We start from the raw sequence: 18,182 nt of genomic DNA on the forward strand, positions 1-18,182 counted from the left end.
CATGCCTTCATCTAAGAGTTTTTACGATGTCCTTGGCGTATCGAAGAACGCCTCCGACAAGGACATCAAGTCGGCCTTCCGCAAGCTCGCTCAGAAGTACCACCCCGACCGCGGAGGCGACGAGGCCAAGTTCAAGGAGATCTCCGAGGCGTACGAGACGCTCTCGAACCCCGAGAAGCGCAAAGAGTACGACATGATGCTGCAGTTCGGCGGCATTCCAGGTCAAGGCGGCTATACCTATTCCGGCGGTGCGGGCGGTCCGTCCATGGCCGACATCTTCGGCAGCATGTTCAGGGGCGAGGGCGTGAGCGGCGCGTATGGCGGCGACGCGTCGGGCTTCGATTTTGGCGACATGTTCGGCGGGGGAGCACGCCGCGCGCGGAAGGGCAGCGACCTCAAGGCCACCATCGACGTGACGTTCGACGAGGCGCTGCACGGCGCGCGCCGCAGCGTGACGCATCGCATCCCCTCGACGGGGGAGAGCGATACCATCGAGGTCACCATACCTGCCGGTTGCTACGATGGCATGAAAGTGCGCTACAAGAACCATGGCGAGTATGGGATGAACGGCGGGCCGCGCGGCAGTATGCTCATCGAGTTCCGCGTTGCGGAGCATCCGGTGTTCAAGCGTCGCGGCAAGACCGCGGACGTGGCGGTCGACGTACCGATTTCGATATTCGAGGCGGCGCTCGGCTGTACCGTCGACATCCCCGCCCCTTCGGGCAAGAAGTTGCGTCTCAAGGTGCCTGCGGGTACCCAAACGGGGAAGAGCTTCAGATTCAAGGGGATGGGCATGCCCGACGTGAAGCGCGGTGGCCACATGGGCGCGCTGCTCGCCACCGTGACCGTTAAGGTCCCGACGAGCCTGACCGATCAGGAGCGTGCGGCCCTCGAGAAGCTGCGCGACGCCGATGCGCGCGATTACCGGCCCAAGCTCTAATGCGCGTTTTGAGAGCGCGCGCGAAGATGGGCATTTACAATGAGATGCGAATGCAAGACGCATGAGGTGATGGGGGAAGCATGACCGAGGAGAGCCGCAACAAACCGCTATACATGATTTCCGTGGCCGCGGAGCTCACGGGCATGCATCCCCAGACCCTGCGCGTGTACGAGTCCAAAGGCCTGGTCAACCCCAAGCGCTCCGGCGGCAACACGCGCCTGTACTCGCAGGCGGACATCGAACGCCTCGAGCTCATCAACCAGCTCACCGACGAGGGCATCAACCTTGCCGGCGTGGTACGCATCCTCGATATGAAGGAGCGTGCCGAAGAGCGCGAGCACGAGGCGGAACAGCTCCGTGCGCGCGTGCGCCAGCTCGAGGACGAGCTGCACGAGCTCAAGATGCAAAAGAAGATCACCGCGCTCGCCCCGCGCGACGGCTCTGCCGACCCCGAGAAGGTTCTGCGCGGCTTGCTCTCCGGCGGCGACCTGTAAACCTCAATTCAGGGACTGTCCCTCAATTGAGGTTCCCGGCGCGGGGCGAAAGGAGTGCGGGCGAGAAAGAGAGCTGCGATGGTTGGGGAGAACGGTGACATGAGCGATGCGCCCTCGGGTGAGAATTATCGGTTCTTCAATCACAGCGCCTGTGAGTTCTACCCGTGTCACGACATGCCGGCCGAGGATTTGAACTGCCTGTTCTGCTTTTGCCCGCTGTATCGCTTGGGCGAGGACTGCGGCGGGAACTTTACCTATGTAAACGGTGCCGATGGCGCGCGCATCAAGGACTGCAGCGCCTGCACCGTGCCGCACCGGCGCGAGAATTACGACTACATCATCGGCCGCCTCGCCTCGAGATAAGAGTTTGATTAAGAAGAGCCTCCGATGGGGGCTTCGGCTCATGGCGGCTCCGGCCTTGCGGGATCATGCTGCTCATCCTGCGGGCGCCGTGGGCGGCACCATCAACGAGGACGACCACGTCTTTGGCCTTTCCGCGCCCCGGCGTCGGCCCGCACGACGTGGCGCTCGCCATCATCCACGCCGTCTTTGCCAAGGGCTACGTTAAGAACAAGGTCATGGAGTTTGTGGGCCCCGGCATTGCGAGTATGACGACCGACTACCGTAGCGGCGTCGACGTCATGACCACCGAGACCACCTGCCTCTCTTCCATTTGGGCCACCGACGAGGACACGCACGCGTTTTTGACCATGCGTGGCCGCGGCGACGACTATCGCGAGCTCAAGGGCGCCAACACCGGCTGTGGCTCAAGGTGTGCTCCAAGATCATGGACCCGGTCACCACGACCGACAAGCTCATTCCCTCGTGCTCACGCGCTTCGCGATGGTCGCCCGGGGGAAAGGTGTGTCCGGGGCTGCCGCGATGTTCTCGTTGGGTCTTGAGGGACGCTAATAAATAGACTTGCTTGAAGCCGCCCCTGTTATCGGGGCGGCTTCTTTTGTCGAAGACCACCACAAAGGTGCCTGCCCCCTTTGTGGTGGTTCTTGTGTGCTAGATTGCGCCGTACTCCTTGAGGAGTTTGGCGATGTCGGTTCCCTCGACCTTCTTGAGCACTTCTTTGAGAGCAATCCGCTCAACCATAGGCAGCTTCATGCTGGTGATGGGCTCACCGTCGCGTAGTTTAACGCTGCTCATAAGGAGGTCACGCACGTCAAAGACCGAACCCCAGACCTCGGGTACGCCGCGGTCGACATCGCAGAGCGTGTAGACGGCTTCCATGCCGGTGCGCATGGAGTACTCAGTCGTAAAGATCGTGTCGCGCGGCGTCTCGGCAAACTGGCCCAGGAACGCGAAGTTCACGGCGCCATCGGGCACCACGTCGGGGCGGTCGCCTGCTTCACGCGGCATAAAGAAGGCGGTGATGTAGGGCATCATGACGGGCACGGTGTTGGCGTGATTTGCCGCCAGCTCAACAATCTTATCCTCGGGAACGCCCAGGTGATACAGCCATTCCTGGCAAATCTCCTCGCCGGTGCAGTCGCGCATGGCCTTCTTAACGTAGTCGCCGGGCTTGTCGGTAAACAGGCCATACACCCACACGCAAAGCTGGTCTTTGGGCTGATCGCGGAACTGCTGTTGGCGGTTGATCGTCCAGCTCATAAGCCAGCCCGAGTCCTCGCAGGTCACAATGCCACCGGTCACGACGTGCCCGGTAAAGGGATCGCGATGGCAGATCTTTTGGATATAGGGCACAATCTCGCCGTCGAGCGTGGTGACCGTGGCGCTCATCCAGTTGCTCTTCTCGGGGTCACCGCAGAACTTATCGGGATGACCAAAGCTCGGATCTTGCGCTGCGATACGACGCCACATGTCCCAACCGCCACCGGGGCGAATCGTCGGATCCCATGCGGCGGGCTTATCCTGCGCGCCGATCGTCGAGTTTTCCACACAGCCGCCGTTGGTGATAAAGACCAGGTCATCCTCAGTGAGGTCGATGTTCGAAATCTCACCTGCATGCGTCACGGTGATGCGACGCGCGACCTTCTTGGTGCTCGTACTGTAGGGGTTGCGCGCAAAGGCGGCCTGCTGGATGCGCTGAATCGTGTCTTGGCCGGTGCCAGTGACGGCACGGTGCGGACCCTCGCCGCCACCCACCTCAAACACCACGTTTTCGACCTTGGTGTCAAAGTGGAACTGCACGCCGTGCGCCTCGAGATAGCGCTGCATGGGCAGAATCATCGACTCGTACTGGTTGTAGCGGGTGAAGCGCAGGGCGCTAAAGTCGGGCAGACCCGCGATGTGGTGGATGTAGCGGCGGATATAGAGCTTCATCTCGAGCGCCGAGTGCCAGTTCTCAAAGGCGAACATGGTGCGCCAGTACATCCAGAAATTCGAGTTGAGCACCTCGTCGTCAAAGAAATCGGTGATGGGACGGTTCGCCAGCTCCTTGTCGGGCGTAAAGAACAGGTCCATGATCTCGGTCGCCGCCTTATCCGACAGGCCGAACTTGCCATCGGTGCCGCCGTCTTGGCCACGGTTCTTAGTCGAGCGGCACAGCGAGTAGTTGGGATCCTCCTTATTGAGCCAGTAGTACTCGTCGAGCACGGAGATGTCCGGATCTTCAATCGAGGGAATGGAGCGGAAAAGATCCCACATGACCTCAAAGTGGTTGTCCATCTCGCGGCCGCCGCGCATGACATAGCCCACGCCGGGGATGTCGGCACCATCGCAGGCGCCGCCCGCAACGGGGTCCTTTTCAAGGATATGGATGTGGCTTCCGGGCATTTGCGCATCGCGCACCAGATAGCAGGCTGCGGTAAGCGCGCCCAGGCCGGTGCCGATGATGTAGGCGCTCTTGTGGTCGATGCCCGCAGGCTTCTTGGGACGAGCAAAGGCTTCGTAGTTTCCGCTTGAATAGTACATGGCTCCTCCTTGCCAACGAAGTTCGTTAACAAGCTTTTGCCCTGATCAACGCGGCCTAACCGATACAAGATCGTCACCTTGTACGATTTTTAATCAACGGGGGCGGATTGTACAAATCTGCTTGGCTTTGGTCTCCCAAGGTCACGCCGGGCCGGGTTTCGGTTTGGGAAGTGGGTTTTGCTAACTTCCCAAACCGAAACCCGGCCCGGCGTGACGCACTTGGCCGCTTTGCGCTCCAACGTGTAATAGTCAAAATCTCGCCAGCGCTGCGTCAATCTGGCCTTCGCATATTTTGGAAACGTGCTCGGCTACTGCGCTCGGGTCCTCGGCCATGCCTGCGGCAATCCAGTCGAGCATTACACCGATAAATGCATGTGCGAAAAAGCGGGACAGAAAGTCCTTGTTGCTTTGTGAGACGCTCTTGCCTGCGGCGTGCTCTTCGACCACGCCTTCGATCAGGTCGAATGTCACGGGCTGCAGAAAACGCTGGATGCGCTCGGCGCTCACACAGTGATAGACGTTCATGATAAAGGGCTTGTTGTCGCGCACCGCGAGCATGATGTTTTCCAGGCCCACCTGCCAGGTATCGGCCGTCTTGTTGTTGGCGAGCGCGCGGCCGGCGTCGTCCTCACATGCCCATTCAACCAGGTCGTAGATGTCCTGAAAGTGATAGTAGAACGTCATGCGGCTGACCCCGCAGTCCTCAGTGAGGTCCGCGATGGTGATCTTAGTCAGTGGCTTTTGAAGCAGTAGTCGCTTAAGAGAATCTTCCAACGCGCGCTTTGTCAGTTGTCCAGCCATTGCTCTCCCGCCATCGAAGTTGAATCATGAAATATTCCCATGGTACCCCGCATGCAATCACCCTCCACGAAGGGAGCAGACACCTTTGTGGCGGCTCGATTCGTCTCAATCTGTAACATCTAGAGCCAGAAACAGCCGCTAGATGTTACAGCTTGAGATAGTAAGGGGACGAGGCCGTAGCGGGTGAGCGTGCCTGCTCTCTATCTCTCAATCACTCAGAAAATCTTATATATGGAGACTTAGATTTGTGTATAAGATCGTACAAAGCTGGCAACAATACTTCTCGAACAACGTGAAGCCGCCCCGTAGGGCGGCCGCCCCAAGAGAGGTGATTCCATGAGAATCGATAAGCTAGCAATGACGTCGCGCGAGGCGTTGCAGACCGCCATGAGCACGGCTGCCGACGCGCAGGCCGGCGCGGTAGAGCCGATTCACCTGCTGTCCGCCCTGCTCGGTGCCGGCGAGCGCAATATCTCCGTGATCATCGAGCGCATCGGTGCCGATCCGGCACAGCTCGCACGCTCCACACAGGATGCCATCGACCATGCGCCCAAGGTTTCGGGCGAGGGCCAGCAGATGGGCCTGTCCAACGAGCTCGTCCGCGTCATCGAGAAGGCCGAGAAGAAGGCCACCAAGATGGGCGACAGCTTTGTGGTGACCGAGCACCTGCTGATGGCGCTTGCCGAGGACAAGGGCGAGGCCGGCCGCGTTCTGCGCGACGCCGGCGTCACCAAGGAGCGTATCGAGCAGGTCTACGAGGAGTTGCGCGGCGATGACCGCGTAACGTCTGCCGAGGACAAGACCCAGTTTGAGGCGCTGGAGCAGTACGGCCGCAACATCTGCGACTTGGCGCGTGCCGGCAAGCTCGACCCTGTCATCGGCCGTACCGACGAGATCCGTCGTACCATTCAGGTCCTGTCCCGTCGCACTAAGAACAACCCCGTGCTCATCGGCGAGCCTGGCGTGGGCAAGACGGCCATCGTCGAGGGTATCGCTCAGCGTATCGTGGCCGGCGACGTGCCGAGCACCCTGCGCGACCGCGACCTCATCGAGCTCGACATGAGCGCGCTGGTCGCCGGTGCCAAATACCGTGGCGAGTTCGAGGACCGCTTGAAGGCGGTGCTCAAGGAAGTGCAAAAGTCTGAGGGCAAGGTCATCCTGTTCATCGATGAGCTCCATACCATCGTGGGCGCGGGTGCTACCGAGGGCTCCATGGATGCCGGCAACATCCTGAAGCCGGCGCTCGCCCGTGGCGACCTGCACGCGATCGGCGCCACCACGCTCGACGAGTACCGCAAGTACATCGAGAAGGACGCGGCGCTTGCCCGTCGCTTCCAGCAGGTGTTCGTGGGCGAGCCGAGCGTGGAGGACACGGTGTCGATCTTGCGCGGCCTCAAGGAGAAGTACGAAATCTTCCATGGCGTGCGCATCACCGACGGCGCCCTTGTGGCCGCGGCGGACCTCTCGAGCCGCTACATCGCCGACCGCTTCCTGCCCGACAAGGCCATCGACTTGGTGGATGAGGCGGCGAGCCGCTTGCGCATGGAGCTCGATTCCATGCCGGTTGAGATCGACGCCATCACGCGCCAGCTCACTCAGATGCAGATCGAGGAGCAAGCCCTCATGAAGGAGACGGACGCCGCCTCCGCCGAGCGCTTGGAAGCGCTACGCCAGGACATCGCCGAGACGCAGGAGCGACTCAATGTGGCTAAGGCCGGCTGGCTCAACCAGAAGAACGCCATCGACCGCGTCCAGGAGCTCAAAAGCCAACTGGACGAGGCCCGCGGTGAGGAGGCTCGCGCGACGCGCGATGGCGACCTCGCCCGCGCGTCTGAGCTGCGCTTTAGCGTAATCCCGGGCTTGGAGGCACAGGTTCGCGAAGGCGAAGAGCAGCTCGCCGCGCAAAAAGAAGACGAGAGCGCCCTCAAGGAGGAAGTCACTTCCGACGAGATCGCCGAGGTCGTGAGCTCGTGGACGGGCGTGCCGGTGGCCAAGATGATGCAAGGTGAGCTCGAGAAGCTGCAGGGGCTCGAAGACCAGCTGCATGAGCGCGTCATCGGCCAGGACGAGGCTGTGCGCGCCGTCGCCGCAGCCGTTCGTCGTAGCCGTGCGGGGCTTTCCGACCCCGATCGCCCCATCGGCAGCTTCTTCTTCCTCGGACCCACCGGCGTGGGTAAGACCGAGCTCGCCAAGGCGCTCGCCGAGTGCCTGTTCGACGATGAGCGCGCGCTCGTGCGCATCGACATGTCCGAGTACATGGAGAAGTTCAGCGTCCAGCGCCTCATCGGCGCTCCTCCCGGATACGTTGGCTACGACGAGGGAGGCCAACTCACCGAGGCGGTGCGTCGGCGCCCCTACTCCGTCATCCTGCTCGACGAGATGGAGAAGGCACACCCCGACGTGTTCAACGTGCTGCTCCAGGTGCTCGACGACGGTCGTCTCACCGACGGTCAGGGTCGTCAGGTGAGCTTCAAGAACACGATCATCATCATGACGAGCAATGTGGGTTCGAGCGCCATCGCCGAGTACGCGGGACGTGACGAGGCGGAGATGCGCCGCCAAGTGGACGAGGCCATGAGCCATACGTTCAGGCCCGAGTTCTTGAACCGCATCGACGACATCGTGGTGTTCCACCCGCTCGGTATGGAGCAGATCGAGAAGATTGTGGATATCCAGCTCGCCGACGTCCGTGCGCGCCTGGCAAAGGAGCGCATGACGCTCGAGATCACGCCGGCGGCCAAACAGATGCTCGCCGTGGGCGGCTTGGATCCCGTGTTCGGCGCCCGTCCGCTCAAGCGCCTTATCCAGCGCGAGGTGGTCGACGCAATCGCGCGCGCCATCATCGACGGCCGCGTGCACGAGGGCGATACGGTGACGGTCGACATGGACGGCGACGAGTTCGTCGTGGCGTAACGTACACACCACACGGCACGTGGGGGAGAGGGCACCGCGCCGCGCGCGAGGGGCATCTCGCCGCGGGCGCTAACGGCGGGGGAAGAGGAGTCGCCCCTTCCTTCGCGCGGCGCCCCGCCTCCACTCGCGGAGCGTTCGCTCGTCCTCCTTGCGTACACATATCTTGGTACGGTCGCGGCCGTTGGCAATTCCGCCAACGGCCGCGATTTTTCGCCCAGTGGTGACTGAGCGCGTGCGCATCTGCCGCGCGCACGTAAAAAATGGGGCAAAAATCGTCCGTCATCAACCGGTTGTTGATCGGACGATTGTTAACGATAGCATAGGCATCTACCTGCAAAAACAATGACCCCAACCAAGCGGTCCCACAAAAATGTTAGCGCTAACATAAGACCAACCAAAAATATGGGAGAAAAATAAATTGACCTTTCGCACTCCCAATTCTGCCGTTGGACAGGAACGTTCCGCGCCGCGCGCCTCATCTCAAAGAAAATAGGTAAACGTTTTTGTGGGTTAGTCTGGCGACACGACGGCCAGGCGCCAGCCAGGCGTCGTGCGGCGCCTGGCAACACGGGGACGGGGTACGTCAATCCGCCCGGCATGCGCGGGCGGCCCGCGCGTGCGGGAACGGTAGAGAGAGGAGCTCTATGCAGCGTGGAAAAGGATTAAAACGCCTGTTTGCATCTCTGCTTGTCGTCGTTGCGACGGCAGGGGCGCTGCTGGGGCCTGCGGGTTCTGCTATGGCTGCACCTTCGGTGTCCAAGCAGACCGTGGGCCATTTGGTTTCCGGTTCCGGCAACGGAAACGGCCACTTTGGCGGCGACAAGCCGGAGGCCTTCGTCCTGAGCGATACCACTCAGGGCGACAAGCCCATGGGCGTCGAGTTTACCTTGGCGAGCGAGCCCGCCAAGTCGCGCGCACGCGTTGTCGCGAAGTACGTTGACGACAACAACTGGGCCTACGTCGGCTACGACGCGGGCAACAGCTGGTTCATCGAGTGGAAGAACAACGGCTCTTCCAGCTACGCCGGCCTCACCGGCCTGCCCAACGTCGGCAAGGGCCAGGCCGCCACGGTCACCATCTCGCACGAGGGCGAGCGCATCGACGTGACCGTCAATGACAAGAAGGCCTCCGCCACGAGCGCGGATTTTGCCGCCGTGATGCAAAAGGAGGGCAAGGTCGGCATGGGCGCCGGTACGTTCGGCGACGCCATCACCGACGTCACCTTCCGCAACGTCCAGATGGGCGATACCACGGTGAACGACTTTGCCAAGTGGACGCTTTATCGCGACAAGGTGGAGGGCCAGAGCTGGAACCCCGCCGAGGAGGTCACGCTCGGCCGCAAGTGGATCCAGATCGCCGGCGGCAAGAACAACGGCGGCGGTCATGAGTACGGAGACCCCAACTCGGCGGCTCCGGCGCTGCTGCTCAATAAGACCACCAAGGTCGAGGCGGCCAAGTCGGTCGATCTTGCCATCGTCCCGGTGACGGACGACGTCAACTTCGGCGTGTTCTACACCTATGTGGACAACGACAACTGGGTCTACATCGGCTACGACAAGAGCAGCGGCTGGTATTGCCAGTGGGAGGTCAACGGCGCGGGCCAGTACCCGGCCTTCGACGGCAACCTGCCCAAGCCCGTCAAGGGCGAGGAGCTCAAGCTCTCCCTCAACGTGAGCAACGAGAACGTGAGCATCACCGTCAACGGCCGGAAGGCCCAAAAGTCCCTCCAGGAGGTTGGCAACTTCGTCGCCGCGCAGAGCGGCAAGGGCATGATGGGCGTCAAGGTCAACGGCCAGACGTCCCTCAAGTTCGCCGATGCCGCCATCGGCGGGCAGGATGTCATGGAGGACACCTGGGGCTGGGCCGCTGAGCGCGAGGGCCAGCAGATGAGCGTGAGCTACGTCAACCTCGCCGCCGTCCGCGGCATCGTGACGGACGTCGCGGGTGCCCCGATTTCCGGTGCGACCGTCCGCATTGGCTCGGTTGCGGCCAAGACCGACGAACAGGGAGCCTACCTGATGGACGAGGTCGAGGTCGGTACCAAGAGCGCCACGGTCATGGCTGCCGGCTACCAGGCCGTCAACCAGGAGGTCGACGTTGAGAACCTCGGCGACGAGGCCAACGTCTTTGACTTCAAGCTTGAGAAGAAGGCCGAGATCGACCTTTCCAAGTACCAGACCATCGCGTCCGACAAGATGAAGGTCTACGTCTCCGAGACGTTCCCACAGCCGGTTCGCTACGAGCTGAAGGGCAACCTGGCGGGTAAGTTCTTCCGCGGCCAGGAGAGCGACCTGTCCAAGCTCAAGATCAACGGCAAGGAGATCACGCCCAAGGTGACGAGCAAGCTCGCGGGCGACACCGCGACCTACGTGCTCGACATCGATCCCGTCGAGGGCATGGCCGTCGACGCGAACGTGACCGTCGAGCTCAAGGTCGAGGGCACCACCCTTTCCTGGAAGGTGACCAAGATCGAGAAGGCGGACAACAGCGCCGCCCTCGAGTCGATCGACCTGTCCGGCATGAACCTGCTGTCCCTCGACATGGTCGATGGCGGCCAGGGCTTCGCGGGTGCCAAGATGTCCACCAACGTGGCGCTTTCCGGCGATTCCTTTTACAGCTTCGACGGCACCTTTAACCCTGACAGCCAGCAGGGCTTCATGTACGGCATCCTGAGCAACAAGGACCTGTCTGCTGGCATCTTCTCCAACTCGGAGAAGGAGAAGGACGAGCGCATCACGCTGAACAGCGGCCTGGATACCATGGGCCTTGCCAGCTCCGTGTGGTACTACGAGCACGGCGACGCCGAGGCGCAGAAGTACGTCGCCTCCCACGACGACGTGCAGCTGCCCACGAGCGAGCTGCCGTGGGTTAAGGTCGCCATCTCCGAGGGCGATACCAACGACGACCAGGTCATCGACTGGAACGACGGCGCCAACGCCATCCGCCCGAGCCTGAACGTGCCGTACGGCTCCGAGGCCATCAAGGACCTGGTGTCCTACCGCATCGTCATGAACTTTGGCTCCGAGGTGACCAACCCCTACGCGCTGACCGCCGACAACGTCAAGAAGGTCGCGCTGATCACCGACGGCCTGCCCCAGGCGCTGCTGCTGAAGGGCTACGGCAACGAGGGCCACGACTCCGCCAACTCCGAGTACGCCGACATCTCCTCCAAAGAGGGCGGCACTCAGGGCTTCCGCGATCTGATCGAGATCGCCCATCAGTACAACACCGAGGTCGGCATCCACGTGAACGCCCAGGAGGCGTACGCCGAGTCCAAGTCGTTCAACGAGCGCATGATTCAGGGCCAAGGCACCGGCTGGGGCTGGATGGACCAGTCCATCGTCATCGACAAGCTGTGGGACCTGGGCTCCAACGCCCGGTGGAACCGCTTTGTGCAGCTCTACGACCGCATCAACGGCACGAGCTTTGCAAACAAGAACTTCGAGAAGGGCGAGTACGTCGGCGACCCCGCGGTGACGGGCGCCTCCGCCGCCTCGCTGGACGAGCTCCGCAAGGACGCCGCCACGTGCGATAACAACATGGACTTCATCTACCTCGACGTGTGGTACGAGGATGCATGGGAGACCCGTCGCATCGCTGAGCAGATCAACGCACTCGGCTGGCGCTTCTCCACCGAGTTCCCCAACGAGGGCGAGTACAACTCCACGTGGAGCCACTGGGCGACCGAGGTCCAGTACGGCGGCAGCACGCTCAAGGGCATCAACTCCGACATCGTGCGCTTCCTGCGCAACGACCAGCGCGACATCTCTCCCAACAACGCTCCCTCCAAGGGCGGCGTGATGGACAACCCGCTGCTGGGCGGCTGGAGCGAGGAAGGCTTTGAGGGCTGGGGCAACGAGAACGACTTCAACGCCTACATCAACACCACGTTCACCGAGAACCTCCCCACGCGCTTCCTGCAGCATTACCAGGTTGTCGATTGGGACGTCTACACCGGCGCCGAGGGCGACAAGTCTCCGGTTGCCAACCACGAGAAGCAGATCGTTCTCACCAATGAGGCCGGCGACAAGGTCGTGGTGACGCGCAAGACGGAGCAGCGCGATGACTCCATCTGCGAGCGCGTGATCACCCTCAACGGCGCGAAGGTGCTCGAGGACGGTGCCTACCTGCTGCCTTGGGAGCAGGATGGCGAGAAGAAGCTCTACCACTACAACGTCGACGGCGGCTCCACCACGTGGGACCTCCCGGCTGAGTTCAACGGCGGCGTGCTCTACAAGCTCACCGACCAGGGCCGCGAGAAGGTCCAGGACGTTGCCGGCGGCACCGTGACGATTGACGCGGAGGCCAAGACCCCCTACATCATCGTCAAGGCTGATTCCTCCGCCAAGACCGCCGACGAGATGAACTTTGGCGAGGGCACCGGCGTGGTCGACCCCGGCTTCAACACGTATGCCGAGGGCGAGCAGCTCAACGCCGAGGCCTGGTCCGGCGACATCGAGGATGCTTCCGTGACGGTGAAGCATGCCCCCACCGGTGACCAGCGCCTCACCATTGCCGACCCGGCCAAGGACGTTGCGGTGACCACGCAGCTCAGCGGCCTGGAGCCCGGCAAGACCTATGTGGCCGAGCTCTACATCGCCAACGAGAGCGATGCCAAGGCGACGGTTACGGTTGCGTCCGGTAAGAGCAAGGCGGCCCGCTCCATGACGCGCTCGGTGTCCCAGAACTACACCGCCAGCGACCAGCGTCAGTCGAGCAACCTGGGCGATTCCTACATGACGCGCATGTACGTGAAGTTCACGGCGGACGCCAAGACCGCCGACCTCACCATCAGCCGTGCTGGCGGCGAGGGCTCGACCTACGTGGACAACATCCGCTTTGTCGAGAACGACAAGTTCCCGGTCCAGGACGAGCAGGGCAACTACATGCAGGACTTTGAGAACGCGGTGTCCGGCCTGTATCCGTTCGTGATCGGCCCCTCCTCCCACGGTGGCGACGCGGTGGCGCATCTCTCTGAGCGCAACGGCGAGTTTACGCAGACCGGTTGGAAAAACAAGGAGGTCGACGACGCGATCGACGGTAACTGGTCGCTCAAGTACCACGACGGCCGCAAGGGCCTGCTGTACCAGACCACGCCGCAGAACATCCTGTTCGAGCCCGGCAAGAAGTACATCGTCGAGTTTGACTACCAGGCCGGCTCTGCCGCCACGGGCTACCAGATGATCGTGGGCGACGGTGACGTCGCGGACAAGACCAGCTACACGGTGCCCACCGAGTTCCTGCCCGTCACGTTCAAGGACGGCGTACAGACGACCGCCCACATCAAGATGGAGGTCACGGGCGCCGAGAGCGGCCAGACCTGGATCGGTCTGTACTCCGCCGGCAACAAGGGCGACACCAAGGTTGGCGCGGGCGACTTTGTCCTGGACAACTTCAAGGTCACGTCCGTCGATAACGGTGGCGACAACGGCGGCGACAACCAGGGCGGCAACGGCGACAACCAGGGCGGCAACGGCGACAACCAGGGCGGCAATGGCAACGGCCAGAACGGCAATGGCAACGGCCAGGGCGGCAACGGCGACAACCAGGGTGGCTCCGCTCAGAAGCCGAGTAAGCCCCAGGGCGGCCTGCCCCAGACTGGGGACACCGCGCTGCTGCCCGTCGTTGGCGTGGCGATCGTTGGCGTGGCGCTGATTGCGGGAGGCGTCTACGCGGCCCGCAAGCGTCGCTCATAGCCAATGTAAAGAGCGTCGGTAATCGCTCTGCGCCATAGCAAGTGGCATGCAAGGGACCTCGCAGTTCATTGGGCTGCGAGGTCCTTTTGCGTGTAAGGCTTTAGCCTGTGCGGCGCGCAGCGCCGCATCTAAACCCACCTGCTAGGCGGGTGGAGTTAACCGGCTTTACAAAACCACCCTCCCGCCGGACACTTGCGATTGTTCAGGCCGCAGGGATTCCGAGATGGAAGGGTGGCGGGGCGTATGGCCGAGAAGGCCTACAGCCTGTCGCACACGAAGTGGATGTGCAAGTGCCACATCGTGTTCACGCCGAAGTATAGAAGGAAAGTGATCTACAACCAAATCAGGTCCGACCTCGGGGAGATCTTCAGGAAGCTCTGCCGGTACAAGGGGATAGAGATAACCGAGGGGCACCTGATGCCCGGCCACGTCCACATGCTGCTCGCGATGCCGCCGAAGCACGCCGCCGCCGGCGCGACGGGCTGTCTGGAGGGCAAGAGCTCGCTGATGATCTTCGACCGGCACGCGAACATGAAGTACAAGTTCGGCAACCGGAAGTTCTGGTCGGCCGGCTACTACGTGTCGACCGTCGGCCTGAACGAGGCGACGATGGCCAAGTACATACGCGAGCGGGAGAAGGCGGACATCGCGCTGGACCGGCTGAGCGTGAAGGAGTACGAGGACCCGTTCTCGCGCGGGAGCCGGCCGAAGCGCTGGCGCCGGTTCGACCGGCCCGCCGCGGGTCAAAACGCAATGCGGCCTGAACACCGTGAGGGCCGGCGTCTTTAGGCGCGGGCCGGCGACCCGAGGGTTACACCCTAAGAGCAAACCACCCCTTTTAGGGGTGGTTCTGATTTCATTTTGAACGCGATTGGCGCAGCTGCAAGGCGCTTGATTTGCTATGATGGACCGGTGGTAAATGCGCAGGTAGAACCCATAACCTGGTTTTTATTCCCAAACTGGGTGTCTGTTAATTTGCCACGTTGAACGGTCATCCTTTTTGGGAGGGAAAACAATGATGTTAAAACGTCGTACTTTGATGCGCGGTGCGTGCGCTGCGGGCCTTGCGCTCACGATGAGCGGGGGGGGGGGTCATCCCGTGCGTATGCCGACGAGGCCGCGGACACGCTTGCCGAGGGCTCTCTCACCGATGTCGAGCTCGCATCGAAGATTTGCCCCCAGGTCCACTCGTACGCGCAGGCTGGGGATGCGGGCATGTGGAAGCTCTCTGCGGATTCCCGTATCGTCGTCGACGCCGCGCTGGAGGGCAACGAGCGCCTGAAGACGGTCGTCAAGCTCGTGAATGCCGAGCTTGCGGCAAAGAAGCTGGTTGAGTCCCCGCTGCCGATGGTGTGGGGTGCCGCCTCGGACGCCAAGCCCGCCGACGTGTTCGTGACGCTGGTCGAGGCTATGAACGGGGTGGAGGGCAAGGATGCCTACACCGTTGATATCGCACCTGAGCACGTGACGGTGACCGCCGTTTCCGAGAACGCCGCCATGTACGCCCTTCGCACCATCATGGCGTACCATATCGCGTTGGCCGGCATGCCCTTCGGCTTGATCGAGGACCACTCAGACCTCGCCGAGCGCCGTTTGTTCGTCGATTGCGGCCGCAAGTACTTCACCAAGGACTGGCTGATCGCCCAGATCAAGGACCTGTCCTACATGCGCATGAACGCGCTCGAGCTCCACTTCTCCGAGAACCTGGGCTTTAGGCTCGAGTGCACGACCGACCCGGGCATCCTGAGCGACGAGTACCTCACCAAGGCGGAGATGTGCGAGGTCCTGGATGCGGCCCGTCTGTACGGCATCGAGGTCATCCCCTCCATCGACAGCCCCGGCCACGTCACGCAGATCCTCAAGGCCCATCCCGAGTACGGCCAGATTGCGAACGACGGCACGCATTTCGAGCACGGCTTGGACATCACCAACCCCGAGGCCGTTGCGTACATGAAGTCGATCTACGCTGAGTACTGCGACTTCTTCAAGGCCTATCCGGATGTCTGCACCGACTTCAACATCGGCGGCGACGAGTACATGGAGTTCGACCGCGACCCCTTCTTGAGCAAGTACCGCTCCGTGCTGGACGCGCACTCGGTCAAGACGCTGGGCGAGGGCCACGACTGGCGCGACGCGATGACCGCCTATTTGAACGAGATCGCCGACCTGGTTCACGGCAAGGGCTATAACGTCCGCATGTACAACGACGGCATGTACTACGGCGAGGAGTCGCACAACTACGAGCCGCAAAAGGTTGCGCTGCACAAGTGGATCGAGGTCGACCACTGGAGCCAGATGGGCTGGAACGGGGACATCGCAAAGCTGCAGTCCATCCTCGACCGCGGCCATGAGGTGATCTACAACGTTAACTGCACGTTCGGTTACTACGTGCTGCGCAACGACGTTCCCACCGACGGCCGTCCTCAGGCGTCGTTCGATCACAAGGATCCCGACAAGCACATCTTCGAGAATTGGTCCCCCGCCCAGTTCCAGGCGAATGAGAACGTGCTGCAGGATGACGATCCCAGGATCAAGGGTGCCGCCATGCACATTTGGTGTGACAACCCGAGCATCGTCACCGAGCAGACCGTCGCCGCGGACATCCAGAGCCCGATGCGTGCCTTCGCTTCCCGTATGTGGAAGGCAAAGGGCAATTCGGAGATCAGCTTCGCCGAGTTCAAGGCCGTGTACGATGCACTGGGTCACAACGCCGGCTACGACGGTGCCCCGCTGCCCGAGGTGGGCGACATCGTAAAGCCCGTGGCTCCGAACCCCGACCCCGAGCAGCCCGGCAAGCCCGAGCAGCCCGAGAAGCCCGGCAAGCCCGAGGCCCCGAACGGCGGCTCTCATGGCCAGACTGCGGGCAAGCTGCCCCAGACCGGCGACCCTGTGACGATGGGCGTTGCAGCCACCGCCGTCGCTGGTGCCGCGCTTTCCGGTGCTGCGCTCTATGCGCGCAGCCAGGAGTAGCCTCATCGCTGCTCACGCGTCGATAGCGGAGTGACGCCGCGACATGGCATCTAAGCACCGGAGATGGGGCGGTACGCGATGTGCGTGCCACCCCATTTGTCGTTCAAATAGAAGTGGCAGTCAGCAAACAACAGGCTGCTGCGCATGCTAAATGTGCAGCAGCCTGTTCGATAGATGGACCGGCAACTCGTCCGTCTCGAAATGACGGGATTCTATGCCGCTTGAGTACGGAATGGTTGTCCTATGATTCCGAGAGGGCGCGTGTGTGTTGTGCAAACTCAAGATAAAGCTTGGCAGCTCGTTTAAGATGTGATCGTACCGATGGGGACTGACTTGCGAAGGCATCAATTCTTCCGAGCCGCATGCTGTATAAATCAATATCAGCATCATCAGATAATTCGAGAAATTGATTGACGCGCTTAAGGCGAGAGATGACATCCGAAATTGAGCGGGATGCAAGCTTTTTTTCTTGTTTGAGCCACGAGCGGAATGATTCGATGTTCGCAATCTGCTCATTATCTATTGAGCCATTGAGATAATCGAGCAGGGCCTCTGCAACATATTTTCCAAGATTGACAGGCACGGCATTGCCAATCATCTGTTCTTGGTCGGTTTTCGAGCCAATCCATCTATAATCGGCCGGGAATGTTTGAATCCGGGCCCTTTCATATGTTGACAAAGGTCTAACGCTGTCATTGACGGAACACGCGTCTTTTGGATGGCCCGGATAGCCCTTGGGAATCGGGCGGTTGACGCCGCGCATGGTCGGGGCCGGTTCATCGATGGAATAGATGGCCCTTCTGCTGTAGTTGCGAGGGTGGCGATAATAGTACTCCGTTCCCAGTTCATCGCCGAGATAGTCGCGTATCGTCATTTCTCGATCGCTCAGCTTGCCTAGAAGACGGGAGTCTAGGAATCCGTCCGGTTCGCCGAGCGCTCCAATACAAAAGAAGCGTTTGCGACTTTGAGGTACACCACAAAAGCTTGCGGTCAAAACTTGTTCGGTCAGCCCATAGCCCGCTGTTTTGAAGATTTCTCTTGCCACCGCATAGGCGTGGCTGCTTTGGGCGCGTGCGACGTTCTCCATAACGAAGCAACGGGGCCTGATTTGCTGAATGATGTTTGCATAGGACTCCGTTAAACCGGCGCGGCCTGCCTCGATCCGTTTGCCAGCATGCGAAAAATCCTGGCATGGAGGCCCGCCGATGATAGCTGTTGGCTTCATGGGCGCAATCTCTTGGACAGCGGCATCCACATCGTTTAAGTCGAGTTGTTTGGCTGAGTGGTTGAAGTTTAAGTTGTAACAGGCAATTGCCGAATCCCAGTTTTCGTATGCGGCAACAACGTCGAAGCCTGCAAGTTCGAAACCTTTGGAAAGGCCGCCGCACCCGGCAAATAGGTCGACAATTGTATGGCTCATGTTTCGCTCCCTTACTTGAGAAAACATGAGTATATACCAATGACGTCAATTAATTGACGTCATTG

10 protein-coding genes and 1 pseudogene are annotated in these 18,182 nt (G+C 61.2%); 8 read left to right on the top strand and 3 right to left on the bottom strand.

The window, feature by feature from the left end:
* Position 1 precedes the first annotated feature (1 nt).
* The 4 genes from LK434_RS10080 to LK434_RS10095 all read left to right on the top strand — a co-directional run bounded on the left by LK434_RS10080 (position 2) and on the right by LK434_RS10095 (position 2,336).
* On the top strand, positions 2-940 hold the full coding sequence (locus LK434_RS10080) for a DnaJ C-terminal domain-containing protein (RefSeq protein ID WP_006720726.1): 939 nt from the start codon (positions 2-4) through the stop codon (positions 938-940).
* An 80-nt stretch (positions 941-1,020) separates the two neighbouring features.
* A complete protein-coding gene (locus tag LK434_RS10085; protein WP_006720727.1) occupies positions 1,021-1,434 on the top strand; it encodes a heat shock protein transcriptional repressor HspR in 414 nt (137 codons plus the stop codon).
* Between the two features lie 78 nt (positions 1,435-1,512).
* Positions 1,513-1,797: a cysteine-rich small domain-containing protein gene (locus LK434_RS10090; RefSeq protein ID WP_006720728.1), complete on the top strand. Its 285-nt coding sequence runs from the start codon at positions 1,513-1,515 to the stop codon at positions 1,795-1,797.
* Positions 1,798-1,919: 122 nt separating this feature from the next.
* Positions 1,920-2,336 (top strand): aconitase family protein, encoded by a 417-nt coding sequence (locus LK434_RS10095; protein WP_040360904.1) that lies wholly within the window; start codon positions 1,920-1,922, stop codon positions 2,334-2,336.
* 109 nt (positions 2,337-2,445) lie between these two features.
* On the opposite strand, the gene LK434_RS10100 is transcribed toward LK434_RS10095, so the two are convergent.
* Both LK434_RS10100 and LK434_RS10105 read right to left on the bottom strand, forming a co-directional pair.
* Positions 2,446-4,317 (bottom strand): oleate hydratase, encoded by a 1,872-nt coding sequence (locus LK434_RS10100; RefSeq protein ID WP_006720730.1) that lies wholly within the window; start codon positions 4,315-4,317, stop codon positions 2,446-2,448.
* Between the two features lie 249 nt (positions 4,318-4,566).
* On the bottom strand, positions 4,567-5,118 hold the full coding sequence (locus LK434_RS10105; protein WP_006720731.1) for a TetR/AcrR family transcriptional regulator: 552 nt from the start codon (positions 5,116-5,118) through the stop codon (positions 4,567-4,569).
* Between the two features lie 336 nt (positions 5,119-5,454).
* Here LK434_RS10105 and clpB point away from each other — a divergent pair, with 336 nt between their 5' ends.
* The 4 genes and pseudogenes from clpB (at position 5,455) to LK434_RS10125 (ending at position 16,697) form a co-directional block, all read left to right on the top strand.
* On the top strand, positions 5,455-8,031 hold the full coding sequence (gene clpB / locus LK434_RS10110; RefSeq protein WP_006720732.1) for an ATP-dependent chaperone ClpB: 2,577 nt from the start codon (positions 5,455-5,457) through the stop codon (positions 8,029-8,031).
* Between the two features lie 737 nt (positions 8,032-8,768).
* Positions 8,769-13,727, top strand: a complete 4,959-nt coding sequence (locus LK434_RS10115) for an endo-alpha-N-acetylgalactosaminidase family protein (protein WP_006720733.1) — start codon at positions 8,769-8,771, stop codon at positions 13,725-13,727.
* 243 nt (positions 13,728-13,970) lie between these two features.
* Positions 13,971-14,417 (top strand): annotated as a pseudogene (gene tnpA, locus LK434_RS10120) (IS200/IS605 family transposase); the annotation flags it as partial.
* Between the two features lie 360 nt (positions 14,418-14,777).
* Positions 14,778-16,697, top strand: a complete 1,920-nt coding sequence (locus LK434_RS10125) for a beta-N-acetylhexosaminidase (protein WP_227917746.1) — start codon at positions 14,778-14,780, stop codon at positions 16,695-16,697.
* 241 nt (positions 16,698-16,938) lie between these two features.
* Here the strand turns inward: LK434_RS10125 and LK434_RS10130 are convergent, their stop codons facing one another.
* The gene (locus LK434_RS10130) at positions 16,939-18,117 is read right to left on the bottom strand and encodes a DNA cytosine methyltransferase (RefSeq protein WP_006720736.1); all 1,179 of its coding nucleotides are present in this window, start codon (positions 18,115-18,117) and stop codon (positions 16,939-16,941) included.
* Positions 18,118-18,182 lie beyond the last annotated feature (65 nt).

This window comes from Collinsella stercoris DSM 13279, assembly GCF_020735465.1.
Taxonomy (GTDB): Bacteria; Actinomycetota; Coriobacteriia; order Coriobacteriales; family Coriobacteriaceae; genus Collinsella; species Collinsella stercoris.

Coding starts and splice junctions, on each gene's coding strand:
- LK434_RS10080 (WP_006720726.1), top strand. CDS start 2: ATGCCTTCATCTAAGAGTTTTTACGATGTCCTTGGCGTATCGAAGAAC.
- LK434_RS10085 (WP_006720727.1), top strand. CDS start 1,021: ATGACCGAGGAGAGCCGCAACAAACCGCTATACATGATTTCCGTGGCC.
- LK434_RS10090 (WP_006720728.1), top strand. CDS start 1,513: ATGGTTGGGGAGAACGGTGACATGAGCGATGCGCCCTCGGGTGAGAAT.
- LK434_RS10100 (WP_006720730.1), bottom strand. CDS start 4,317: ATGTACTATTCAAGCGGAAACTACGAAGCCTTTGCTCGTCCCAAGAAG.
- LK434_RS10105 (WP_006720731.1), bottom strand. CDS start 5,118: ATGGCTGGACAACTGACAAAGCGCGCGTTGGAAGATTCTCTTAAGCGA.
- clpB (WP_006720732.1), top strand. CDS start 5,455: ATGAGAATCGATAAGCTAGCAATGACGTCGCGCGAGGCGTTGCAGACC.
- LK434_RS10115 (WP_006720733.1), top strand. CDS start 8,769: ATGGCTGCACCTTCGGTGTCCAAGCAGACCGTGGGCCATTTGGTTTCC.
- LK434_RS10130 (WP_006720736.1), bottom strand. CDS start 18,117: ATGAGCCATACAATTGTCGACCTATTTGCCGGGTGCGGCGGCCTTTCC.